Origin of the sequence: Vibrio sp. 779(2023), from assembly GCF_033344285.1 — a bacterium.
Taxonomy (GTDB): domain Bacteria; phylum Pseudomonadota; class Gammaproteobacteria; order Enterobacterales; family Vibrionaceae; genus Vibrio; species Vibrio alginolyticus.
In genome coordinates, this window is record NZ_JAWPOM010000001.1 from 163,154 (window position 1) to 187,431 (window position 24,278).

The 24,278-nt window shown below is 46.3% G+C and carries 23 protein-coding genes; 8 read left to right on the top strand and 15 right to left on the bottom strand.

What is annotated here, in order from left to right:
• The first annotated feature begins 164 nt into the window (after nt 1–164).
• Nucleotides 165–1,322 (top strand): D-alanyl-D-alanine carboxypeptidase family protein, encoded by a 1,158-nt coding sequence (locus tag R8O70_RS00680; protein WP_258625400.1) that lies wholly within the window; start codon nt 165–167, stop codon nt 1,320–1,322.
• 84 nt (nt 1,323–1,406) lie between these two features.
• Here the strand turns inward: R8O70_RS00680 and R8O70_RS00685 are convergent, their stop codons facing one another.
• Nucleotides 1,407–4,064, bottom strand: a complete 2,658-nt coding sequence (locus R8O70_RS00685) for an alpha-amylase family glycosyl hydrolase (protein ID WP_258625401.1) — start codon at nt 4,062–4,064, stop codon at nt 1,407–1,409.
• Nucleotides 4,065–4,193: 129 nt separating this feature from the next.
• Nucleotides 4,194–5,657, bottom strand: coding sequence for a helix-turn-helix domain-containing protein (locus R8O70_RS00690; protein ID WP_186585076.1), 1,464 nt, complete (start codon nt 5,655–5,657; stop codon nt 4,194–4,196).
• 167 nt (nt 5,658–5,824) lie between these two features.
• On the opposite strand from R8O70_RS00690, the gene R8O70_RS00695 reads away from it, so the two are divergent.
• Together R8O70_RS00695 and R8O70_RS00700 are read left to right on the top strand one after the other, a co-directional pair.
• Nucleotides 5,825–6,478 (top strand): oxygen-insensitive NAD(P)H-dependent nitroreductase NfsB, encoded by a 654-nt coding sequence (locus R8O70_RS00695; protein WP_005374924.1) that lies wholly within the window; start codon nt 5,825–5,827, stop codon nt 6,476–6,478.
• A 69-nt stretch (nt 6,479–6,547) separates the two neighbouring features.
• The gene (locus tag R8O70_RS00700) at nt 6,548–6,838 is read left to right on the top strand and encodes a putative quinol monooxygenase (RefSeq protein ID WP_005374925.1); all 291 of its coding nucleotides are present in this window, start codon (nt 6,548–6,550) and stop codon (nt 6,836–6,838) included.
• Here R8O70_RS00700 and R8O70_RS00705 read toward each other — a convergent pair.
• Nucleotides 6,835–7,758 carry a LysR family transcriptional regulator gene (locus R8O70_RS00705; protein ID WP_005374928.1) on the bottom strand — a complete coding sequence of 308 codons (924 nt, stop codon included), beginning with the start codon at nt 7,756–7,758 and terminating at the stop codon, nt 6,835–6,837. The genes R8O70_RS00700 and R8O70_RS00705 overlap by 4 nt on opposite strands.
• A 132-nt stretch (nt 7,759–7,890) precedes the next feature.
• Here R8O70_RS00705 and R8O70_RS00710 point away from each other — a divergent pair, with 132 nt between their 5' ends.
• On the top strand, nt 7,891–8,109 hold the full coding sequence (locus R8O70_RS00710; protein WP_005374929.1) for a VF530 family DNA-binding protein: 219 nt from the start codon (nt 7,891–7,893) through the stop codon (nt 8,107–8,109).
• Nucleotides 8,110–9,241: 1,132 nt separating this feature from the next.
• Here the strand turns inward: R8O70_RS00710 and R8O70_RS00715 are convergent.
• Nucleotides 9,242–9,694 carry an acyl-CoA thioesterase gene (locus R8O70_RS00715; protein ID WP_005374933.1) on the bottom strand — a complete coding sequence of 151 codons (453 nt, stop codon included), beginning with the start codon at nt 9,692–9,694 and terminating at the stop codon, nt 9,242–9,244.
• Between the two features lie 210 nt (nt 9,695–9,904).
• On the opposite strand from R8O70_RS00715, the gene R8O70_RS00720 reads away from it, so the two are divergent.
• Together R8O70_RS00720 and R8O70_RS00725 are read left to right on the top strand one after the other, a co-directional pair.
• Nucleotides 9,905–10,669 carry a ferredoxin--NADP reductase gene (locus R8O70_RS00720; RefSeq protein WP_005374935.1) on the top strand — a complete coding sequence of 255 codons (765 nt, stop codon included), beginning with the start codon at nt 9,905–9,907 and terminating at the stop codon, nt 10,667–10,669.
• A gap of 180 nt (nt 10,670–10,849) precedes the next feature.
• Complete coding sequence (locus R8O70_RS00725; RefSeq protein WP_005374936.1) at nt 10,850–11,296, top strand: RDD family protein; 447 nt, start codon at nt 10,850–10,852, stop codon at nt 11,294–11,296.
• A 59-nt stretch (nt 11,297–11,355) separates the two neighbouring features.
• Here R8O70_RS00725 and R8O70_RS00730 read toward each other — a convergent pair whose 3' ends face one another.
• The 10 genes from R8O70_RS00730 to R8O70_RS00775 form a co-directional block, all read right to left on the bottom strand.
• Complete coding sequence (locus tag R8O70_RS00730; protein ID WP_017634411.1) at nt 11,356–12,027, bottom strand: DUF2057 domain-containing protein; 672 nt, start codon at nt 12,025–12,027, stop codon at nt 11,356–11,358.
• A gap of 216 nt (nt 12,028–12,243) precedes the next feature.
• Nucleotides 12,244–13,392, bottom strand: coding sequence for an AI-2E family transporter (locus R8O70_RS00735; protein WP_005374940.1), 1,149 nt, complete (start codon nt 13,390–13,392; stop codon nt 12,244–12,246).
• On the bottom strand, nt 13,385–14,071 hold the full coding sequence (locus R8O70_RS00740; protein WP_047102392.1) for a potassium channel family protein: 687 nt from the start codon (nt 14,069–14,071) through the stop codon (nt 13,385–13,387). The genes R8O70_RS00735 and R8O70_RS00740 overlap by 8 nt, the downstream gene beginning before the upstream one ends.
• Nucleotides 14,072–14,087: 16 nt before the next feature.
• The gene (locus R8O70_RS00745; protein WP_258625405.1) at nt 14,088–14,978 is read right to left on the bottom strand and encodes an HlyD family secretion protein; all 891 of its coding nucleotides are present in this window, start codon (nt 14,976–14,978) and stop codon (nt 14,088–14,090) included.
• A 12-nt stretch (nt 14,979–14,990) separates the two neighbouring features.
• Nucleotides 14,991–15,194 (bottom strand): DUF1656 domain-containing protein, encoded by a 204-nt coding sequence (locus R8O70_RS00750; protein WP_005374946.1) that lies wholly within the window; start codon nt 15,192–15,194, stop codon nt 14,991–14,993.
• A complete protein-coding gene (locus tag R8O70_RS00755; protein ID WP_031778877.1) occupies nt 15,194–16,837 on the bottom strand; it encodes a TolC family protein in 1,644 nt (547 codons plus the stop codon). Before R8O70_RS00755 ends, R8O70_RS00750 begins: the two co-directional genes overlap by 1 nt.
• Nucleotides 16,838–16,847: 10 nt before the next feature.
• Nucleotides 16,848–19,025, bottom strand: coding sequence for an FUSC family protein (locus R8O70_RS00760; protein ID WP_005374950.1), 2,178 nt, complete (start codon nt 19,023–19,025; stop codon nt 16,848–16,850).
• Between the two features lie 388 nt (nt 19,026–19,413).
• A complete protein-coding gene (locus tag R8O70_RS00765; RefSeq protein WP_005374954.1) occupies nt 19,414–20,283 on the bottom strand; it encodes a DMT family transporter in 870 nt (289 codons plus the stop codon).
• A gap of 141 nt (nt 20,284–20,424) precedes the next feature.
• Nucleotides 20,425–21,363, bottom strand: coding sequence for an HTH-type transcriptional regulator YidZ (gene yidZ, locus R8O70_RS00770; RefSeq protein ID WP_318183989.1), 939 nt, complete (start codon nt 21,361–21,363; stop codon nt 20,425–20,427).
• Nucleotides 21,338–22,528, bottom strand: a complete 1,191-nt coding sequence (locus R8O70_RS00775; RefSeq protein ID WP_005374959.1) for an MFS transporter — start codon at nt 22,526–22,528, stop codon at nt 21,338–21,340. The genes yidZ and R8O70_RS00775 overlap by 26 nt, the downstream gene beginning before the upstream one ends.
• Before the next feature lie 132 nt (nt 22,529–22,660).
• On the opposite strand from R8O70_RS00775, the gene R8O70_RS00780 reads away from it, so the two are divergent.
• Nucleotides 22,661–23,131 (top strand): GNAT family N-acetyltransferase, encoded by a 471-nt coding sequence (locus tag R8O70_RS00780; protein ID WP_005374960.1) that lies wholly within the window; start codon nt 22,661–22,663, stop codon nt 23,129–23,131.
• 24 nt (nt 23,132–23,155) lie between these two features.
• Entirely contained in the window at nt 23,156–23,614 is a 459-nt protein-coding gene (locus R8O70_RS00785; protein WP_005374968.1) for a GNAT family N-acetyltransferase, read from the top strand.
• Between the two features lie 34 nt (nt 23,615–23,648).
• Here the strand turns inward: R8O70_RS00785 and R8O70_RS00790 are convergent, their stop codons facing one another.
• Nucleotides 23,649–24,161: a DUF2799 domain-containing protein gene (locus R8O70_RS00790; RefSeq protein WP_005374970.1), complete on the bottom strand. Its 513-nt coding sequence runs from the start codon at nt 24,159–24,161 to the stop codon at nt 23,649–23,651.
• Nucleotides 24,162–24,278 lie beyond the last annotated feature (117 nt).

The following is a 24,278-nucleotide window of genomic DNA, read 5'->3' on the forward strand; positions in this document are numbered from 1 at the left end:
ATGGCATGAAGAACCAATGCTATTTCCCAATTGCCTCTTCAGTTCTATACCTTGATCAAATCAATGTAAGTTCAAGAAAATGAAACGATTAGCGACTGGTGCAACTGGTTGAGTGAGCTATGCTCAATAGAGTTGCGACAAAGTAAGAGCATGGAGGAAGTCGGATGAAAGTGTCACTGGCTCGATGGACAATTGTGACTTGTTTAATAAGCGTACCTACTTTTGCCGTTGTTACGCCCAACCCACCTCAGTTACAGGCTAAAGGCTACGTATTAATGGACTTTCAATCCGGTGCCATTATTGCCGAGCATAACGGGCGAGCAGGCCTTGCTCCGGCGAGTTTAACCAAGTTGATGACCGCTTATGTAGTTGGACAAGAAATCAAAGCGGGGCGTTTGAAATGGGATGATGTTGTCACCGTGAGTGAAAACGCGTGGTCGGCCAAGTTTCCCGGTTCTTCTAAAATGTTCATCAAACCGAAAGATGAAATTAGTGTTGCGAACTTAATGCGCGGCGTGATCATCCAATCAGGAAATGACGCGTGCGTTGCACTGGCTGAGCATGTTGCAGGCAGTGAACGCGGCTTTGTCGCCTTGATGAATGGTTGGGCGGAGAAATTAGGACTGCAAGACACCTATTTTGTGAACTCCCATGGTCTTGATAGTGATGGCATCCAAACCTCACCAACCGATATGGCAAGACTCATGCAGTCGATCATCAGCGATGTTCCTGATGTGTACGCGCTATACAGTGAGAAAGTCTTCAAGTGGAACGACATTACGCAGTACAACCGCAATAAGTTGTTGTGGGACAATTCCATTGATGTCGACGGGGGAAAAACCGGCTACACCAGCAATGCCGGATACAGCTTGGTGAGCTCGGCCAAAGAAGGAAGAATGCGCCTTATCTCGGTGGTGATGGGTACGCCAAGTAAACAGGCTCGGATCAGCCAATCGAAGAATCTACTCAGCTATGGTTTTCGTTTTTATGACACCAAGCAAGTTGCTAAGCAGGGCCAAGTTGAGTCTAAAGTTCGCGTTTGGAAGGGTAATGCCAATCAAGTTGAGGCGATCTTCGCTAAAGATGCCTATCTCACTCTGCCTCGTTCAATGACGGCTGGGCTTGATAAGAGTGTGGTGTTAAATGAACCGTTGATTGCGCCGATCGCGCAAGGGGATGAGATTGGTAAGGTCGTTTGGAAAAGCGATGACAGTACCGTGGCGAGTTATCCCTTGGTCAGCAGCCAAGCGGTAGAAGAGGGCTCGTGGTTCGGTCAGCTTTGGGACAGTCTGGTGCTGTGGGTGAAATCGTTCTTTAACTAGAATAAAAACGAGCAGAAGTGTCTTTCTGCATTTTTTTGTTGATGGCCGCCCAGCTAAACGCTGGGCGGTGTTTTATTTAACGGTTTATTCCGACAAGGTGATGATTGGTAAATCGTCCCAAATCTTACTTTCATCCGATGCGCCACCGGAGAAGTTCCAAGGGCCTTTGTCTTGTTCTAGCGGACGGTAAGTTGCCGAAAGGCCGTCTAAGTCCCAAGTCGTGACATAGAAGCGGATACCATCGAGCGAATCTGGGCGGCCTAGTGCATCGCTAGTAAAGTCCATCGAAATGGTGTTGTTGGCTTTGTCTACCGTGACCATTGGTGCTGGTGTTACGGCTTCTCCCCATGTCGTCGCATTTGCTCCTTTGGTGTTGTAAATCGAGCTTTGCCAGCCAAAAACAACCGCATTGCGACTCCAGGTTCCGTTTGGCATAGAAGCGTTGATCTTCGGTAGCTCAGACAAGTTGGTTGCGGCTTCTTCCGGTAAATCAATAAAGATGGTGAAACCCACGTGGTCGAAGCCGTTTGGTGGCAACCAAGTGTCGGTGATTTTGTCCATAGTGAAGGTCAAACGTACGTTACTGCCAACGGTAAACACTTCTGCTTTGTTGATCGCGAGTTGGCTGTTGTCTTTGTCGAACGTTGGATCGGTTGGTAATGAGTAGTTGCCGTTTGGGCCGCCCACGCCGTCTTGTGCATCGCCCGCATCATCAATGGTGTCGTCCGGCGTGTTTGACCAGCTTAGGTTGGAGACAAAATTCACGTCCTCGATGCCTGCTTTTTTCTCGGTGGAATAAATCGCGAAGCGGTGCTGTTGCTCGCCAATCGCAAAATGACGAGTCGACAGCGTGACACTAAACTGACCATCAGCACCTACAGTAATGGTTTGCGCTGTTTCCAAGTTACCATCGACGACAAGGTTCAACTCCTCGTTGGCGTTCGCACTACCCGCGATAACAATATCACCAGTGATGGTTTGTCCTTCCCAATCTTGAGCAAGTCGGATATTGAGGTCTGGGGTATCTACAGATTGATTGCTGCTTGTTTTTGAGTAAATCACTGCAGACTTGGCTGGCAACTCAAGGGTTACGTGACCATTTTCATCTGCGACTAACTGCTCTGGAGCTTCTGCCCAGTTCGACATGATTTGTTGTTGGAAGACGGTGCCGCCAACTTGTTCTACATCGAGTTGGTTCATCAACATTGGCGAGTTGGATGTATTCATCACAACCAAGACTTCGTCGTTATCCAAAGTACGGGTAAAGGCGAACACACCTGCGCCGGCTTTATCGCTGCCAATCACTTTCATTTCGCCACGTGTCATGACTTTGTTTTCGGTACGTAACTTAGCAAGCTCTTGGATGAACAAGTACATCTCGCTGTTTTGGTCGAATGAGTCTACGTAGTCGCCATCTTCACGGTACCCTCCGGCGAACATCGCATCACGCGCCGCTGACATCGCCTGTTCTGTACCTTGGTAAATCACAGGAATACCAGGTACGCTCATCATGGTGATCAGTGCTTGTTTCATGTCATTCACGCTACCTTGCGACAGAAAGCGCGGCATGTCGTGATTATCAATGAAGTTCGGCATGATGTATGGATTTGGGAACATCTCCATCATTTTCTCAAGACGGAAGCGTAGGTAATCGGTCGGTTGTCCTGCTGCAAACACGCGAGTCATGGTTGCTTGCAATGGGAAGTTCAACACCGAGGTTAACTGCTCCGGCGAGCCGCTTTCGCCGATGTAAGTCAGCATCTTCTCTTCGCCTTCTGTGTTGTAAGGCGTAGATGTTTCGAAGACTTCACCAAAGGTCAGGAAGTTATCGCGACCAGTATCAACCGCTTGAGTCATCACACCATCGTCGGCGTGCAGGAAGTCGTTCCAGAAATCGTGCTCAACAAACTTCACGGTATCGATACGGAAACCGTCAACGCCCACTTCGCGGATCCATTTTCGGTAGCTCTCTTTTAAATAAGCGCGAACTTCAGGATCGGACGTATTTAGATCATCCAGATCCGACAGTTGCCAGGTTTTTTCTTGGACGGGATCGTTGTGGTCGGTGATGCTTGGCGTCCAGTGGTAAATGCCAGTACCGTCTTCTTTACACTCATTCATGTTGAGCGGATAAGGCAGTTCTTGCCCGGCGTGTAGCGCATTTTCAATCAAACGGAAGCCTTGGCAAGGTAGGCTTGGATCATAACTGTAAGGATCATCGTAGGTGAAGAAGTTGCCTACATGGTTGGTCACGATGTCCTGAATTAAGAACATGTTACGCGCATGCACTTCGCGCGCTAACGCTTGGTAGCTTTCCATGTCACCAAAGTGCTCATCCACTTTTTGGAAATCACGCGCCCAGTAGCCGTGGTAGCCGCCGTAGTTTTGCTCGGCATCCCACCATTGGTTTGCCACTGGCGGTGTAATCCAGATAGAGGTAGCGCCTAGGTCTTCGATGTAGCCCAGTTTGTCACTGACACCAACCAGGTCTCCACCACTGAATTTCTTGTCTGAGGTAGGATCGTATTCATTCTGACCTTGATCGTTAAGCGTGTTGTCGCCGTCGTTAAAACGGTCGATCATCAAGAAGTAAATGATCTGGTCTTGCCAATCAGGAGATGCCACGTGGCTTCCTGTATCGGTTGGCGTAGTTTCATCGCTACCACAGCCAGAAAGAGCTAGGGCGATCGCTATAGGGAGTATTTTTATTTTATTCATAGGGTTAGGTAAGGTTTCAAACACGGTTTTTGTCTCCGTTGTGCAGCAATGCGGAAACGATAAATCAAAGGTTTGAAATTGAGAGTGTCATTTCACGCCAAAAGAGACGTGAAATGATGTCACGAAGTGCTGAATTTGAACTGTGCTACATATTTAACTGAGTGGTTGCACAATTGGGTATTGAATCGGGTAATGGTCTTTGGCTAACTCATTACCAGAATGATCATAGAGTCGGAATCGACACTGTTTAGCCGTTTGGGTGAGGGGAAGTTGTAGCGCCCAGCATGTGTAATCTTCTGCATTCTGAGTTTGGCTCATTGCGTGCAGAGCTGGCGCGTCACCCACGTAGCAATCGATCTTCGCTACGTCTTTTAATCTACACGCGAGTTCCACAAACAAGGTGTACTGAGTGCCGAGTTGGATAAGTTGTCTTGTCGGGACAATGTATTCCGTTGCGCCAATTAAAAGCCCCTTGGAGACCACATAGTCACGCTGGTGGTTATTCTCAATGTAACGTTCCCCATCGACTTCATAACAAAGGCGAAAGGTAAGGGGGTGCGCTACCGGAAGTTCGGTCGTTGCCCATAGTTCGGTGCCATGACTTAAAAAACGCTCGAAGAAAGCGGGGTAGCGCCGCCATGCGCCATCACGGTCACGGCATTCTACCGAGACCACTTTCTCAAACGCAATATTATCCACTTCCATCCAGATTTTACCGACGGGTTGGTCAATGTCGTTATCGGCTAAAGTATTCGCTTTGGCGTAGTACAAGCGGATGGGTTGGTTGTTGAGATGAGTGCGGTTATCTAAGCACTGCTGGCGATATTGCATGGGTGAAAACGGATACCAACGACGAAAAGTGCGGTGAAAGTTCGAAGGTTCTTCATAACCAAGTTGATAGGCGATTTGCTGCGTTGTGAGTTGGGTGTCGGCAAGCAAAGTGAGTGCTTGCTTTCTTTTAGCGAAATCAACGCATTGAGAGTAGCTCATTTGCTTCTCTTGCAGTCGACGTTGCAAGGTGCGTTTGGAGACGCCCAGCTGCCTTGCCGCTTGCTCTAACTTGAGCGCGTAATTGCTGTTTTTGATGAACAAGGCGTTCAAAACACTCAGCAATTCGGGTTGTTCAATTGGCTGGTGAGAAAGTAGCAAATAAACATGTTTCACCAGTTCAAACACGCTTGAACTCGTTTTAGAATCTCGCGTTTCCTTTAGAAAAATATCGGCCGTGAGTGGATTGTTGGCGTGAACTTGTACTTGTATTGATTCGCTTAGCTCAAGCGTCTCCAACTGCATTTTGAGCAAGCCAAACACCGACTCCGCCCAATTTGGCATATCGGCTGTTCTGCATTCTACTTGCAGATGGATTTGGGCATCACCATGTTGCAATGTGACGTACAAACGGCGGTCGAATAATGAGACACTTTTGCTCCACCAAAGCAGCCCTTCTTGGAGGTTAGGCGCTTCTTTCAACATCATGCATTGCAAGGCCACCAACTTCTCAATGTGCCAATATTCGCCGGCAATTCGAAGGTGATTGTGACCGAGCTTTTTGCACAGAAAGGATGTAATAACGTTATCTTGAGGCAGCATGAGTTGAGTTTGGTTGCGAGCAAACATGCATTATTGCTGAAAAGATGAAGAAGTTCAGTGAGAACGCTCAAAGCCTTTCTTATCGTTTTATTTTCAAATTTATTTTGAAAATGTTTTTAATCGAAATCGGTTTTTCCCTTTATCTCATGAGGTTATGCTGTTACACAGCTTAAATTCATTAATTGGAGAACCTCATGGATATCGTACAAGCTGCAAAATCTCGTTACTCAACGAAAGTGTTTGACCCAACGCGCAAGCTACCTCAAGAAAAAATCGACGCAGTTAAAGAGCTGATTCGTTTTAGTCCATCGAGTGTGAACTCCCAGCCTTGGCATTTCATTCTGGCAAGCACAGAAGAAGGCAAGCAGCGCATCGCTAAAGCGGCGCAAGAGAATTACGCGTTTAACGCGGCGAAGATTCTCAACGCTTCTCACGTATTGGTGTTTTGTGCAAAAACAGGCATTGATAACGACTACATTGAAGCGCTAATGGTGCAAGAAGAAAAAGATGGTCGATTCCCAACTGAAGAAGCGAAAGCGGCTGTGCGCGGTGGTCGTAGCTACTTTGTGAACATGCACCGTTTTGATTTGAAAGATGCAAACCATTGGATGGAGAAACAAGTTTACCTCAACGTGGGTACGTTGCTGTTGGGTGCTTCGACGTTAGAAATCGATGCAGTACCAATTGAAGGGTTTGATCCAAAAGTGCTGGATGAAGAATTTGGCTTGCGTGAAAAAGGTTATACCAGTGTTGTGATCGTGCCGCTTGGCTACCACGCGGAAGATGACTTCAACGCGAAAACGCCAAAGTCTCGCTGGGACGCAGAAACCGTATTCACCGAGATCTAATTCGAGCTTACTTACAGGTGACGTAGAACCCCGTAATCAATATATAAATCGCAAAAGAGTGATAAAACGATGATCCACTTAGTCGCAGAAGTGAAAGCCTATCCAGATAGTAAGGATCAGGTGGTGAATTTGCTTGCTGGTTTACTAGAGCCAACTCGTAAAGAAGAAGGCTGTTGCCAATACGAGTTGTATCTCGACGAAAAAGTTGATGGCCTATTTATGTTCCAAGAAATCTGGGCATCGCAAGAGGCCTTGGATAAGCATTTGCAAAGCCCGCATATGGCGACGTTTCTTGAAACATTGGAAGAGAACGATTGGGTTGAATATACCCAGATTCGTCCTCTTCGATTTATCGCCTAATGACAGAAGGTTGCCAGCACGTTGGCGCGTTGCTGGCAGCATTTTTGTTGGATAAAGTCGCGGAAAGTCCGAATCGTTGGCGTTAGTAACCGACGATCGGCGCACACCATGTAGAGCGGCACTGGGCCGCAATCCCACTCTGGTAACACTCGCACCAATCTTCCCTCGATTAAGTCTCGGCTAATGTCCATCAATGATTTATTCGCAATGCCTTTGCCTTTGATCGCTAACCGGTGTGGCAAGTCACTATCGTTGCTCAACAAGTTACCGCTGACCACGATTTGTTCTTTCTCGCTGCCACGCGTGAGCGTCCATTTGTTGTAGACCGAATCCGCGACCATGTAGCACAAGCAGTTGTGTTGCGTTAAATCGGCAGGAGAGGCGAGTTCTGGATGTGTAGCTACGTACTCTGGCGATGCACATAATATCCGTTCGTTTGACCCACATAATGCCAATACGACCAGATTGGAGTCGGCCGGCTCGCCGTAGCGAATCGCAATATCGACAGGCTTTGTGTACATATCCGTCAAGCTATCGGACAGCTCTAGTTTGATGGAAACATTTGGGTAGAGATCGATGAACTCATCCACCCAATCGAGCAACATATTGCGACCAAAATCGGAGGGTGCAGTAATGTGCAGCTGACCAGACAACTCCCCGCGCGCACTTGAGATCTGATCCAACCCCTCTTGCAATGTTGCCAACGCTTGCGTGGTTTTGTCTAAAAACAGTTCGCCCTCTGAGGTTAAACGCAGGCTTCGGGTGGAACGCACAAACAACGGGAAACCGATTTGCCCTTCAAGACGCTTAATCGATGCGCTAATGGCGGCAGGTGTCATGTCCATGCTGTTAGCGGCTTTTGAAAAGCTGCCTTGGCGCGCGGTTTCGACAAAAATATTGAGGTCGTTGAGGGCTTTCATAATGAAAAAGGCTTTTAAGAAGTTTGGGCTACTATAGGGGAGAGTCGTAGGCCAATTCAAGGTTAAAACATTAGGTTGCACGGCGAGTTTGAGTTAGATTAGCGCGCAACTTCACTTTACCGGATCAATAGCATGAGCCAACAGCAGCCGAATAACCCACTTCACGGGTTGAGTTTAGAGAAAATCGTCACCCGACTAGTTGAACACTTTGGTTGGAATGGCATGTATGAGCGCGTTCGTGTGAACTGTTTCAAGAAAGATCCTTCAATCAAATCGTCGCTGAAGTTCCTGCGCAAAACGCAATGGGCCAGAGATAAGGTGGAAGCGCTGTACATCGAGACATTCTGCTAACCGCTCTATGGTCTGCAGCAAGCGGTAAGTAGATTCTTAGTCTCGCTTTGGCTCGCTAGAATGACGCCACTTTTCTTATCGCGTAGGCTAGAAGAGTCGCTCTGCTGTTATGTTTAAAGCGTGATTCAGAATCTACCCTCAGATTGTATTGAGTTTATTCATAGCTCTATGGCCTGCAGAAGCGGTAAGTAGATTCTTAGTCTCGCTATGGCTCGCTAGAATGACGAAGTTTTTCTTATCGCGTAGGCTGGAAGAGTCGCTCTACTGATACGTCTAAAGCGAGATTCCGGATGGTCACATAGGCTTATCTGGAATCGCTTTTTTAGATGGTTTTGTAGGGGTCAGAGCCAAACTCGAACCGTCATTCTGAACCGCGAGGAACGAGCGTGAATCAGAATCTACCTTCAGGTTGTATTGAGTTTATTTATGGCTTTATGGTCTGCAGCAAGCGGTAAGTAGATTCTTAGTCTCGCTATGGCTCGCTAGAATGACGCAGCTTTTCTTATCGCGTCGGCTGGAAGAGTCGCTCTGCTGATACGTCTAAAGCGAGATTCCGAGTGACTCACTTAGGTTCTTCTGGAATCGCTTTTTTGGATGGTTTTGTAGAGATCAGAGCCAATCTCGAACTGTTATTCTGAACCGCGAGGAACAAGCGTGATTCAAAATCTACCCTCAGATTGTATTGAGTTTATTCATAGCTCTATGGTCTGCAGCAAGCGGCAAGTAGATTCTTAGTCTCGCTTTGGCTCGTTAGAATGACGTAGCTTTTCTTATCGCGTAGGCTGGAAGAGTCGCTCTACTGATACGTCTAAAGCGAGATTCCGAGTGACTCACTTAGGTTCTTCTGGAATCGCTTTTTTAGATGGTTTTGTAGAGGTCAGAGCCAAACTCGAACCGTCATTCTGAACCGCGAGGAACGAGCGTGATTCAGAATCTACCCTCAGATTGTATTGAGTTTATTTATATCTCTATAGGCCTGCAGCAAGCGGTAAGTAGATTCTTAGTCTCGCCTTGGCTCGCTAGAATGACGCTAGTTCTCTTATCGCGTAGGTTGGAAGATTAGCCATACGTTATTCCCGACAGCGATGAAGAATCGCTGTCGGGAACCTCGCCTTTAATCTCTCATTTCTTGCTACTCTAAATGATGCGTGCTACCCACAGTTCCTTCCAAATCTAAAATCGACTGGCGAACGTGGTCTGGAATCGCCGCTTTTACGTTGTTCTTAAAATCAAACATCACACCAGTGGCGGTCGCGATGGTCGCAATCTTACCCCACTTCTTACTCAGCACTTGGTACTCCATTGTGATGCGATCTTCTTGCATGTCGATTACGCGAGAACCGACTAATAGCGTGTCTGGGTAAGTAACAGGCAATTTGTAGCGGCATTGAGTCTCACTCAGTACTGGTCCAATTTGCGAGGTCTGCAGGTCGACCAGCAGGTTAATTTTGTTGAAGTAATCTAAACGTGCGGTCTCGAAGTAGCGAAAATAGACCACGTTATTAACGTGTTGCAGAGCATCCATTTCACCCCATGCGACTTTTATCTCTGTGATAACGGGAAAGTCCTTTAACAGTGTGTCCATTTTTATTGCTCCTTTTTCATCTGCTTTGCCACAAATTGCGACGCGACTTATCACTTTGAGCATTTATTCTAGATGTAATCATTTAGTATGTAATAAAATTGTTTTTAAAATGTGAAATGAAATAGTGGTTTGATTATGTAAACTAGAAACTTTACATAATCGAGTTGAAGGCGTAAGTTTAACTAAGAGTAACCAGATAGGAGGTGTCTCATGATTGAACTCAAAGGTTTCAACCTCGCAAGAGTTGAGAAACGCATTGATTGGACAGGTGAGCTGTTCAGTTTGAGAATATCTGGCGCGCCTCTTTCATTTAAAGCTGGCCAATTCACCAAGCTTGCTTTGCTTGATGATGAAGGTAAGCCGATCAGCCGTGCTTACTCTGTGGTTAATGCGCCAAGCGAGCAATTCGATTGGTTGGAATTTCTAATAGTAGCCGACCCTCAAGGACAACTTTCTCCACGGCTCCAAAAGCTTAAATCTGGTGATAGCATTTATGTCGGTGCCACCGCACATGGCGATTTAATCCATGATTCTATTCCTAAACAGGCTCATGACCTGTGGCTGCTATCTACAGGTACGGGGATTGGACCGTTTTTATCGCTGCTGGATGATATAAACTTACCGCCTCACAATGAGCGCATTGTGCTGGTTCATGCCGTTCGTTTCGAAAAAGATCTGGTTTATAAATACCTAATTGAACAGCTTCAGCAACGATATGAAGGCAGATTAAAGTATATACCGATAGTCAGCAGGGAAGTGGTTGATGGTAAATTACAAGGCCGAATTCCTGAACTCATCGAATCGGGTTTACTGTCCAACGCCGCTGATGCGCCATTCTCAGCTCAGCGTAGCTTTGTCATGATGTGTGGGAATCCACAAATGATCAAAGATACCGTGCCCGTCTTACAAGAGCTAGGCTTGGAAAAGTATCGCCATCAAACCGGGGGAAATATCATTTACGAACGTTACTGGTAGCGTTTTGTTAAATTGATACGGTTATGCTCAAGATGTAATGATTACTTTTGAGATACGACCGCGATTTAGTATGTTCTTAGTTGAATATTATGTTGGCAATACCTAAACTGCGCTCACCATTGCGCGTCTGTACACTCAGTCATTCTCGCTTAACCAATTACATTGAGGTGACTGAAGTCCATGTATGCTTTTATCGCGAGCAAGCAACAGAGAATCATTGCTGGTTTTATCGACCTGCTCTTTGCGATGGTGGTCGTGTTAATCATCGCATTGAGTATTAACTCTTTTCTTAACGACTTTCAGCTCTCTTTAGCAGATAACCTCACGCTTGTTCGTGAAACTCAGGCGTTTTACTTGCTTTCTTTACCAACGGTTTTAATGATCAACTGGAATGCATTGAGTCATGGGCAAACCATTGGTATGCGCATGATTGGTATTAAAGTTGTAATGAAAAATGATAGTAAGGCAACGAAAGTTACAGCAGGGTTAAGGCTTGTTATTAGCTACTTGCTGGAGATGCTCATTCCGGGGATCCCGTTGGTAAATTTGGCATTGTTGTTCTTTCATCCGGAGCGACGATTGTTGCATGACTTGATCGCCAATACTAAAGTTGTCCAAGCTTCCTAATTTTTGATCAAAAAAGCCACGTGAAGTGGCTTTTTTAATATCGATAAAGTTAACCAGATTTACTGTTGATTAACATATTTCTTAAAGCGAGCTTTGGTTTCTGCGTCTGCTTTTTGGTACCAGAAGTGCAGCATCTCTTCAGCTGTCGAATCCGCTTTAACCGCAGTTGCTCTCACTTGCTTCATATCCGCAGGAACCTTTGCAGGAAGCGTGACTGGCTGCATGGTTGCTGCGCCAGCAAAAGCCACGGCTGCTGCACCGCCAGCTTGGTTATAATCTTCGATTTCACGCACGTAATCACGACCGATTTGCATACCCGGTTTGAGCAACTTGTCCTGGTCAACCGCGATTGCGTTGCCAGAATCATCAACCAGTTTCCAATCTAAGTCTTTGATCTTCTCTTCCGCATCACGTAGGTTGCGGTATTCTGGCATTTGTAGAGTGAGTTCGGCATTGGTCGCGTCAAATCGTGTAACGATAACATCGCTTTCAACACTTAAACGGTCATTACCTTGGTTGAAGTAAGGGGCGAAACGAAATACGACTTGGTTAAGGCCATCAGGTAACGTCAGTGTTCTTTCAGAGGCGAAAAAACCACCCGAAAGATCTGCTTTTTCACCGTTAGCCGCTAATACTGAAACGTTGTCAGGAACACTCACGGTTACATCTGCGAATGCCATGCCACTCATTGCGAGAGCAAGCGCACAAGTTAAAGGCTTGATCAATTTCATTGTTTTTATCCTAAGCAAATTAGTGGTCATCGAGAGTGCATCGTTCATTGCCCGATTGCAACTCCCAAGTGTAATAAGTATGAAAATTTAACAAGAACGTCATTTTTATCGCATTTATTACGACGAAACTGTGATCCAAATAGAATCAAACCGCTGAAATGCAGCGGTTTGATATCATAAGTTATAGATTAAATTTCTTTCTAACTTATTGATTTATTAAATACCAGCACCGTGTCCAGGTTCTGATTGGTCATCAGAAGCGTCTTGTTGTTCTGCCATTTCTTCTTGCTGTTGTGCTTTCTCAATGCTCAACCACCAAACAAATAACTCATACCAAATTGCTAGGATAACGGCACCTAAGAACAGACCAACGATGCCGTAGAAAAGCATACCACCGATGGCACCGAGCAGAATCACAGGCATTGGCACGTCGACGCCACGTCCCATTAACATTGGTTTGAACAGGTTTTCAGAAAGAGCCGCAACTACGACCCAAACAGTAAACATGGTTGCTGTTGAGGTGTCTTGGGTCATGTACATGAAGCCAATCACAGGTAGCACTGCGAGCAACGCCGGGAGCTGAGCGATACATAAAATCATTAGAAGCAGTGTGAGTAAACCTGCTGCCGGAACGCCAAATACGAAGAAACCAGCACCGATCAACAGTGCTTGAATCGCCGCTACACCGACTACGCCAAGCAGTACGCTTTTAATTGTCGCAGCGATAAGCGTGGTCCAGCTTTTTGCGTTTTCACCAGCGGTTCGAATCGCGATGGTTCTTAAGCCTGATGCTGCAGATTCAGAGTACGTCATGAAACCTGCTGCAATCGCAAGTGACAAGATTGAAAGCAGTAAACTTCCCAATACGCCCCCCAGTGTACCCAGTAAAGATGTGAGTCCTGCCTTTATTTGTGGCATAAAGGTTTGAATAGCTTGTTCAAGATTAGTAGCGAATAGGGTCCACACTTCGTAGAGCTTATCACCCACGATAGGCCAATCCGCTACGGAAGGTTTTGGCCCTGGTATTTTCACTTGTCCATTTTGTAGTACTTCAAGCGCGTGCGTTGCACCATCCACAATGGAGCCTGATACCATAACAAGTGGCGTGACAAGGAGGACAATACCAAGTAAAGCAATGGTTGTGGCTGCCAAGCCTCTACGACCACCATATACACGCTGCAATTTTTGGGTAAGCGGCATTAAAGCGACGGCTATAATAGCGCCCCAAATAACCGGAAGGATGAAGGGTTTGATGATGTCGTACGTAAACATCAGCAAGACAAAGATCAAGCCAATGCGTATTGCCGATTCCACCATATTACTGATGAAAAGCTTACTGTCGATTTTTACCGATTGTTTATCCATTTTTGTTTACCTGATGATCAATGTTAGAACTGACGAGACTTGAAACAACAATCGCCATATAAAAAACACCTGTGATGGCCTCTAAATACACCACGACTTGAGCCAGTGGTGTTAGAGGACTAATGTCGCCATAACCGAGCGTGGTTAAGGTAACGAAACTGAAATACGCTGCATTGGAGAAGTTCTGCCCCCAAGAAATCGCTTCCATACCGGTAAAGGCTTCAGGCGAAAACTCAAGCAGAATGAGGTAGGCAATCGCCCACATCAGACCAAGTAGCAAGAAAAGCGCTACCGAGCCAATGACTTTGTTGCTGTTGACATGGCCGGTGAAAAGAATCTGTCTTGCGATGGATTTAAAAGTGCCGAAAAAGAACGCAAAGGTGAGGGCAAGCATCACCACATTCATCTCTCTGATGTTGAAAACGGTCTTGATCACAATCACAAGAACCCAAACACCAAACAGGCTATAGAGGAAACGAGACCAGGTTTTGTCAAAGCGAAGGCTCGCAAAACAGACGATAAACGTCAGAACCGTGAAAGCCTGAAGTATGTGTTCAATCGTCCCTTCACCTACGACTTGTGCCATCGCACTCCCTAGCAACAAAATCACTAGCGCTAAGGTTAGATAGAAGAAGTTGTTTTCTTCATTAATGTTTTTGAGGTTTTTACCAATGACCATGGCTCTTCTCACTTAGTTATTGTTCACTTTCTGCGGATGACTCTTTCATCACCATGATGGACGCAGAAAGCCCGAATCGAAGATCAACATCTTCAGGAAGTTCTTGTAGGGAGATTCGCACCGGAATACGTTGTGCTAAGCGAATCCACTGAAAAACAGGGTTTACGTTTGGAAGAAGGTTGTAGCCGACCGTGCCGTCTTTGGGCGCAATACCCCAACCAATCGAGTCAACCGTCGCGTCAATTGGCGTGTCTGGGTGTGACATCAAAGTGACACGCGCTTGGCTGCCAGGTTCGATTTGCGCAAGTTGATTTTCACGGAAGAAACCAAATACCCAAAAGCTGTTTTTGTCGATCAGTGCGAGCAGTGGTTGGTTTGCGACCGCTTGCGTACCGTTTCTAATATCGAGGTTAGATACAAAACCATCGACGGTCGCATAAACTTTGGTAAAGCTGAGATTAAGGCGTGCTGATCTTAGTTGCTCTTCTGCAGATTTGATTTGCAGTAGCGATTCTTCGTAAGCGATTTCACGACGAATCAGATCCTTGTGAGAAACCGCGCCACGGTCTTTGGCACGAATGTCTTTTAAGCGGTCATATTCGATTTTTTTACCGCGAGAGCTAACAATGGAGCGCTCCAGTGCTACTTCGGCTTGAGATAACGCAACCTGGTAAGTCGCAGGGTCGATTTCAAACAGTAAATCCCCCGTTTTTACTTCTTGGTTGTCTTGCACCGCGACATTTACAATTGGGCCTGATACGCGAGGAGCCACTTTGATGACGTTAGCACGCACTTGCCCATCTCGTGTCCATGGGTTATTAAAGTATTCCTCAAACTTTTGATAGCCGAGCCAAGCTGCGCCACCAAGAATGACAAGATTGAGTGCGATTACTAATAGTTTTTTCATCTTGTTTGGCACCTAAAATTGAATATAAAAGCTGTCGATGGCCACCACATAACCGACCATGATGGCAATAAACGTCAGAGACGGAAAAGCGATGAAGCGAGACAAACGTGTCTTGTTCAATATCATCACCGTTATCCACGTGGCCGTGACGGCGAGAAAGAGCACGAGTAGCGTAGGAGAAAAGTAAACGTCTCCCCAAGAGAGTTCATGAGGCATTACCGATCCTCCGTTTTGTTTTCATCACTGGTCTCAGCCGGAGTTTCGAGTCGCAAAGGCGGCAATACGCGGTTTTCTTCATTTAAATAACCATCCCAGTCAGTTCGTTCTGTCATTTGCTTGGCAATAGATTCACTGATGAAAGGCTTGCCTGTTTGGGTTTGCCAGCCTCCACCGAGGGCTTTGTAGAGCGCGACAACTTGGTTCGCAACATTACCTTTGATCGTTGCGTAGCTGTCTTCTGCGCGGGTCATTTTTTCTACCGAGTTAAGCAGACGTTCGAATGAAATTTGTCCGTTTTCGTACTGTGTCATGGATATGTTGAACGCACGAATGGAAGAGTTGACCGATTGCAAGCGTAAATCTTTTTGCTGCAAATACAGGTCATATGCTTCGATTGCATTGGTGACTTCATTAACGGCTTGCAGTACCTTTTTGTTGTAGTTCGTCAGCGTTTCTTGGAAGCGAGCATCTTCGAAACGAATGTTATTTTTCACGCGTCCGTATTGGAAAATGTTCCAACTGAACGTTGGGCCAACCACCATGGTGAGCGAATCGCTAAAACTGAAACTGCTGCCATCGGGAACCGTACTGTCGATACCGATGGAACCGAACAACGAAAAGCTTGGGTACAGAGCGGTTTCTGCCACGCCAATCTGCGCACTTTGCGCGCGAGCTTGCATCTCAGAGACTTGCAAATCCGGACGTCGCATCACTAAGTTAGCATCCACTTGCGTATCCAAAAGCGGTGGACGTGGCACAATGGAGCGCTCGTCGGTGCCCGATAGCGCCGATTTTCTGCCCGTTGATTTGAACTGGGCTTCGTACTCAGCGATTTGCTTGTGCATCCCATCCGACTGTAGCAGTCCATCTACTTCTTCTGGTAACAGACCCAGTAGCAAAGCCAACACAGTACGTGATTGCTTCATTGCCACTTCGAGGCTCGGTAGCGCTGCTTTGGTGGTGTAGAGTTGGTTTTTAGCTTGTTGAACGTCCAATTCTGTAACGTTGCCAGAGTCGAACTGCACCTGTGTAATGCGGACGACACGCTCTTGAATCTCGATATTGCGGCGAGACAGCAAAATACGTTCTTGGAATGTGCGATAGTTGATGTAATTGCGTGCCACTTCGGCGGTTATGGTGACCATGATGTCGTGATACGATGCGATGGATGCGTAGTAACCCGCTTCTGCCGACTCAATACCGCGAGCATACTTGCCCCAAACATCCATTTCCCAAGCAGCATCAAACGACAAAGTGGCGTTATTCACGCCCTGATCATTTACGTAGGCACGCGCTAGGTTTCCTGACACGGTTTGAACTTGTGGGTATTGCAAGCCAGTCGAAATACCAAGCAATGAACGTGCTTGGACAATTCGTAGCCCTGCGGCTTCTAAATCGAGGTTTTGTTTGCTCGCCAACTCAACCAGCTGATTAAGAGTCGAGTCATTAAATTGCTGCCACCATTGTTGTAGCTGTTGCTCTGATTGCTGCGTATCTTTGGCTGCTTTTTGCACCGACCAGTCACTTGGCAGTGGCGCCTGCTTTGGATGAACATAATCTGGTCCTACCGTGGTACACGCACTGAGTCCGAGCAAAGAAAGTATGGCGAGGCTTGGTTTGGTTAGTTTTGGAAGCATCATATCCCCACCTTTAAAAACGCTTCTGTTGTAAGTTCACCCAATCGATATCCTCGTAGGTTTGCTTGCAATGCTTGATTGCTTCGAACACGTTCCGTTTTAAATTCAGCAAGATATAAAAACCGGCTATCTCTGAATAAGCGTAGTCAGATAAATCCAACTCACTAAAAAAATCTTCCAGTTTATCTTCGAATGTTTGGTAATCTTGACTGTATTGGTCGAATACGGAGTCGAGTTCTTGTGTTGCTTGATGGCTGGCTAAAGCGCCCGCCATCAAAGGAATGATGGAATCGCGGTGCTGTTGGCGAAGCTGAGTAATTAGTGGATTGGTCATCAACTTTTTCTCGGCGGCCATTAAGATGTTGATGTGATTACTGAGTACATCACACGCTTTGCTAAACGCGCCAATCGCTTCTGGCGTGGTTTTATCAAAGTGTTTGTGGTTGATTTTCGAACCCCAGACTTTGAGCTTTTTCGATGAGACATTGAGCGTCACCAAGTGTAAGGCCCGTTTGAGCGGCGTAATAACCGAGCTAGACTGCTGTTGATAGGTAGTGAACAGCTCTCGGGTATGTCGGAAGTAGCGTTCTTTTATGGTCAAAAAGAGGTGTTCTGGTCGTGAGCTAAACGGGAAGTAGTGCGCGAAAATAATCATGAACACCACCATGTAGAACAACAGCATGATCGTCATGAGGATCCCGAAGTGATAAAACATGTTGTTGTCTAAACCGAGAACAAACAAGCCAATCATATAGAAAATCGTCACTGGCCCGTTAAACAGATAAAAACCGATAAAGGTGTAGATAAAGATAAACAGGCCAAGTTCTAATCCGAGATCCAATTGCGGAAGGATGAAGACGTAAGAAGGTACCGCGAACAAGAAGCCGAAAGTGAACAGCACAAGCAACAAAATTGGGTGCACAGGCACGAACGACAGCAAAGACATAAACATGGTCGAGAAGACCACGAACGAGTAGCCGCCTGGTGGATTGAAATAAATCCAAATCAGTCCTGCAACCCAATAGGTAACAAAGGTTTTGACCGCAGTTTTAAAGTTTTCTGCGTCCCACCATAGAAACTTGCCTTTCGGTTTCGGCAGTGGCACGTCAAAGGAGACATTGTTCGTCACAGAGTCAATGCAGCTAATGCTCTCCGCTAAACGCGACAAGTTTTGATGCATCAGTTCCAATAGGTGACCAAGCGTAAGCGCAGAGCCTTTCTCTAGGTGAGCTGCATCTTCAAGCAACGCTTGGTTGTATTCGACTTTGAACTCCTGAGCACGATAAGCGGGCTCTTTTTCGTCCCAGACTTGTTGGCAGGTATCAAATAGCGCGTCAATTTCCGCCACGGCTTGATCAAAGTTGCTGATGCTTTCACGGTCTTGCTGGTGGCTAAAGTGGCTGTGCGCCGCGACGGTCAATTGTTGCGTTACTTGCTTGTTCAAATGAACCGCCAAGCGCCACTCTTTCATGTAGGCCGACACGTCACTGCATTCCACACTGACCGTGGCAAAACGCTGTTCGAGCGCATTTTGAGCGGCAAACATCTGTTCGATGAGAGTGTCCACGCTAGGAGGTTGTGGCTCTTCCGCTTCTGGATTTTCTTCTCCGCCTTCTTGAGGAGAGATTTGCCCTGCCGATTTTTGCTCGAAATTTTGCAAGATAGCGGTGAACAACGCGCGTTGTGCTTGGTTGAGTTGTTCGATGAGCTGTCTTAGGTTTTGTTCTGTTTTGGTCGGGAATAAGAAAGTCCCCACGAGTGTGTAAACCACCACCCCAAACACCGTCATATAGGCGCGGTCAACGCCATAAAGAAACGCACCTTCTGCGTCACCGCCATTGGACATCATCAACGTCATCACGCCGGTCAGCATGAGTAGCGTTGGATCTTTTTGATAGGCATTACGGAAGTAAAAAATGAATGAGACCACAACCGACACGCTCAACATGTACAGCAAGCGGTCTTGAGCAAACAATCCCACCAGTAACAAGCCAACGACGGCGCCAACCAACGTACCGAACACGCGTAAGGTACCTTTGGCGAGGGATTCACGACGACTGCCTGTGGATGCAATCAGCATCACTGTGGTTGCGGCCGTCGATGCTTGCGGCCAACCCATGGCAAACGGGATCAGATAAGCCAGAGTCAGGCTAAGCGATACTTTAATAGCGAATTTTATTTTGTCGTTCATAGTGTCAAAGTTTGCTCAGGCTTATCGTTATAAGTTGATGAATTTCTTATATGAATAATCAGAATCTTGTTCTGAATAAATTCGGGGGGCGGAATATAGCGGGTGAAAAAGTGTGCTTTGTAAACCCTTTGTCAAAACAAAAAGTGCGTATTTGGCTTGATCTCGTGTTAGCCCTTGGCGTTATTGGTGAAACGCCTAAAACGAGCAAATTCGCGATCTGTGATGATTCTCACTTTTGAAACAAAATCGCTGCATTGTGTGAGCCAATTCTCACCTTATATTCTTCGCCTGGTACCAAAGCAGACCACTTGTACCATCTGCAATGAGCTTTACTGCTTTAAAAAGCATAGATGATGAATGGGTACTTGAGAGGGAAAGTTATTACTTTTTATCGGCTTGCCGATTGTTCGTTTGTTTTTTTGGATCGAGATAAAAAAACCAAAGCGATGCCACCAAGAATGATGCCGCTGGTTAAAAGAATATGCAGTGAAAGAGGCTCGTGGAGTACGACGGTGCCGAGTAGCAAAGCAATGGCTGGCACGGAAAGTTGGCTGACGGCGGCTTGAAGCAAAGAGAGCTTACGCATTACTTGATACCAAAGCGTATAACCAAGGCCAGAGGCAATGGCACCAGATGCGATAGCGAGCAACACTCCGCTCCAAGAAAGGTGGATTGAGGACAAGATTAATGGCGAAAGGAGCACGCCAATTATTGATGCAGCGATGAATCCCCACGTGATGCCACTACTTGGAGAAGGCGCTTGTTTACCGAGCGCAGTAAACGCAGCCCAACAAACGCCAGAAATCAACATAAGAAGTGCAGAGCTAATATCAGGGCGAGTGGCAGATGGCAACATCAACCAAACAAATCCAACAATTGAAACACCGATACCGATGATTTCGAGAAACTGAAAGCGCTCACCTTGCAACCAATAGATCGCCAGTAATGTAAGTTGCACGGCACCAAACAAAAGCAAAGCACCGGTTCCTGTCGCCAGTTGTAAGTACGCGAAAGAGAAAAGGGCAGCGTAACCAAATAACGCCACGCCAGCAAAAAAGCGAAAGCGAGAAGTTGGCCGATCGGTTTTCCACTGACCTCTCACGACAAGCATTGCGATTAAGATAACAGCGCCGGATATCAATCGAACGAGCGTGAAGCTTCCTGCATCAATTAACCCTTCTGCCAAGGCAATTCGACACACTAATGAATTGGCAGCGAACGCCAGCATTGCAATAGCAGTGAGTAAAAAGGTCGACATCCTTGATCCTTAGCGTGTAAATGAACAGCTAGTGTAGATCCAAAAGAACATTTTTATTAGTTGATAAAGTGATTAGTTATAGCTATCAGAGCAAGAAAGTCATTAAAAATAACCAGATAAAACCTGACCTTAGCCTGAGTCTTACTGTGGTTGGGAAGGTTGTTTGTACAATGACTTAATGGTGTTTTTCAACCATAGCAATTTGGGATTGTACGCATTGCGTTTATGCCAAATCATGGTAAATGGAATCAGTAACTTGTCTTGTTGAGCTTGGTCTAATGGAATTGGCAAGCACACCAAATCGAGATGCAGCTTTTCTGTATAACTTTTGCAATAGTGCGGCGCGGTGGTGATCATGTCATGCGTCGGCTGCGCTGCCATAAAAAGGGATTGCTCAAAGTTGGACATCGTCAGCCCGATAGAGCGCTGTAGCCCTAGTTCCGTTAATACTTCATCCAACGCCCAAGTTTCACTTTTTTCCCAAACAATATTGATGTGTTGGTAGCTCAGAAAGGTCTCGAGATTCCACTCTTGCTGTAATGCCGGATGATCTTTATGCAAATACACCATCGGCAGGTCATAAAATAGAATCTCAAAATCCAAGAAATACGGCAGAAGATCCAACGACTCTTTCGATCTCGGGTGACTTTCTCGGCCGGTAAAACCGATATCCGCCTCGCCTCGAATGATGGCGTCGAGTGAATCGTAATCCCAGTTACTGGTTTTTACTTTCGCTTCAGGGTATCGCTGGTGGATAGCGACGATGAGTCTGTCCAACACCGTGAGCACTAATGGCGACTCAATCGTGATATCAAAACGCACTCCTTTAGGCGTAATATCGCTGCGTTTTTCTGCAAGATCTTGCTCCATGCTTTGCGCCAAAGGCGTTGGCGCAAGACCTTTAGGTGTTTTGACAAACAAAGGATCATCGAACCAATGACGAAGTTTGTTGAGCGACTTACTTACGGTAGAGGGCGTAACGTTCAGCTTTTTTGAGGCTTTCGAGACGCTTTGTTCTTGCAGCAATAATTGCAGAGTGAACAGTAAGTTTAAGTCAAGTCGCGCTAGGGATTTCTTCATAATGGGTATCGTGAACAGGCTTTGGAATCAATAGTATTAGAGCAAGGCTGATTACGCTACCTAACACTAAGATAAACACCAACATATTCAGAGCACTAACGCCGATGAAACCCATAAACCAAATATAGAACGCTGAACTACAAACTTGAGCAATGCCCAGTAACGAGCTCGCCACGCCAGCTTGTTGAGAGAATGGGCTGAGCGCTTGGCTCATGGCCACGCCAAAGCCACAAGCGAAGCCAGCGCAAATCAGCCCAAGTCCGAATACATAGTAAAGAGATTGTCCATCATGGAAATGGGCAGCACTGAGCACGATGGCTGCGCAAGCGAGCAATACTTGAGAGGTGATCATTAAGGTTCGCTGCTTAAAAATCCCCAATGCCAATGGCGCCGAGAACGAAATCAACATACTGATCGTCGCAGTCCCTGCCATGATGGAAGAATAGCCGCCGCGATCAAAACCAAGCATGCTCATCACGACAATTGGTGAAGCGTTAACAAAGGTCAGAATGGTGGTCACTCCAAGCGCAGTAATGATCAGCCTACTGATAAAAAATCGCTCGAAGAAAGTCTCTTGATGGCTCTCTGGCGCTGTCTGTTCTTCACGTTGTTGGCTGGGTAGTGATTCCTTGAGAACAAAAATGGCCAATACACTGACGAGAATGCCCATTCCTGCCATCGTGGTAAACAAACTCGGCCAAGGAAATTTCAGCATAATCAAGTGACCAATCACGGGGGCGATCACTGGAATGATACAGGTGATGCCATTGAGCATCGACAATACTTTCGCGCGGCGTTCATCGTCTAACGTGTCGCGTAAAATCGCGAATGCGACGACATAGCAAGATCCAGCCCCGATGCCTTGGCAAAAGCGAGCAATCAAAAAAGTGTTTGGGTGCTCAGCCATCCCGCCGAGAAAGGATGCGAGCACGAAGATCATCGCGCCGACGACGGCAACAGGTTTTCGTCCCACAGAGTCTGCAATTTTCCCCGCGAATAACATGGTGGTAGCCATGCCAGCTAAATAGATCGAAAACGCAATATGCAACTGAGATTCACTGGCATTGAGATCTGACGCAATTTGAGGCAAACCAACAAGATACAAATCAATGGCAGTAGGGTAGAGTAAAACGAGTGCAAAACTACAAAGTAAAAAACGGGACATGGAAACCTCTCTATCGAATGGTGAGGATAATAGAGTGCTAAACGTTTGCCTGCGAGTGGGAAATACGACACTAGGTATTTCTATTTACGACATACCCTGTATGAATTGAGTATAAAAACAACAAGGAAGATTATGATTACTATTGAAAAGTATTCGCCTGAGCGACATAAACAAACTTGCGAACTTAGCGTGCTAGAAGAGCAATCGCAGTTTACGGTCGCGGATGTGGGTGAAATGCTTACATGTCTTGAACCTACAGAACTTCCGCATCTGATTTTGGCAGACGATGACGTGGTTGGCTTTTTTCTATTTGATGCAGCTTACAGCGAGAAATACGATTTTTGCCCGAAAAACAGTTTAGGCGTGCGTGCTTTGCTGGTGGATCACCGTCATCAAGGCAAAGGCATCGCCAAGCAAGCCATTCAACAGTTTGCCGATTTCGCCAAACGCCATTATCCCGAGTTTGATGCGCTTTATCTCACCGTGAATTGCCGCAACATACCCGCTTATCAGTGCTATTTAAAATCAGGGTTTGAAGATACCAATGAGCTTTACCACGGCGGCCCCGTTGGACCGCAGCACATTATGAGACAGCCGCTTTAGCTAGGAAAAACCAAGGATGGAAAGATGAGGATTGAAATCGACAATTTAGAACGGCCGCAAGTGATAGCGCTGTTGGAAGGACATTTACAAGACATGTACGCCACGTCGCCACCAGAGAGCGTGCATGCGTTAGATTTAGATAAGCTCAAAGCACCGGAAGTGACATTTTGGACCGGATGGAAGGGTGAACAACTGCTTGGGTGTGCTGCGATTAAAGAGTTGGATGGCCAACACGCGGAGCTGAAATCCATGCGCACCACGCCAGCGGCAAGAAACCAAGGTGTGGCATCTCAATTATTGATTCATGTGATTGAGCAAGCGAAGCAAAAAGGTTTGCAGCGCTTGAGTTTAGAAACGGGCTCGATGGAGTTTTTTAAACCAGCGCGCCTGTTGTATGAAAAGCATGGCTTTGTGTACTGCGAGCCGTTCGGGGATTACGAACTCGATCCGAACAGTCAATTCATGACCCTAGAACTGAGCTAGGGCCATGAATTTTTAGAAGCTAAATCCAATCGATTTAGAAATTCAGATTCAAGTTGATGGTTGGCGACAAGAGGCTTGAACGCTCGTCAGCCAATCGCTTTCTCTTCTCTTTCAGTCTCTTGGCATTATCTTTGTCTGGATTGCCATCAAGCTGATTATCGATGACCGAGATTTCAGTATCGATTTGTTGGATGCGTTGCTGGCGTTGATATTCTTGATGACCTAACTGGTAGTTCTCAATAAACTCTTTGCTGCTGCATACACCGTAATATTCTTTGCCTTCGATACCGACAGTGTACCCATTGTCTGGTGAGCAATATTGGATAGTGCCTTTATCAAAGCCTTCTTTCCATTTCGCTCGGTCGGGTGTCACACCCGCTTCACCACAGTCTTCGGTATAGCTATTGATAATGTTTGGATCGTTGCCATCTCGGCCATCTTGATAACCTACGTTGTACCAGTTTGCCGTTTTGCACTCATCCGGAGACATGCTGGCGCAACCTGAGAGCAAAGTCAGTAAAGCCAGGGGGATTAGCGCTCTTTTCATCAGTGACTGTCCTTTAAATAAAATCGAATTGATAACTTGAGTTTAAAATGAACACTGTTCATATCAATGGTTGAAATCATTGTATTCACAATTGTGGTGACTCATTAATCTAAGTGA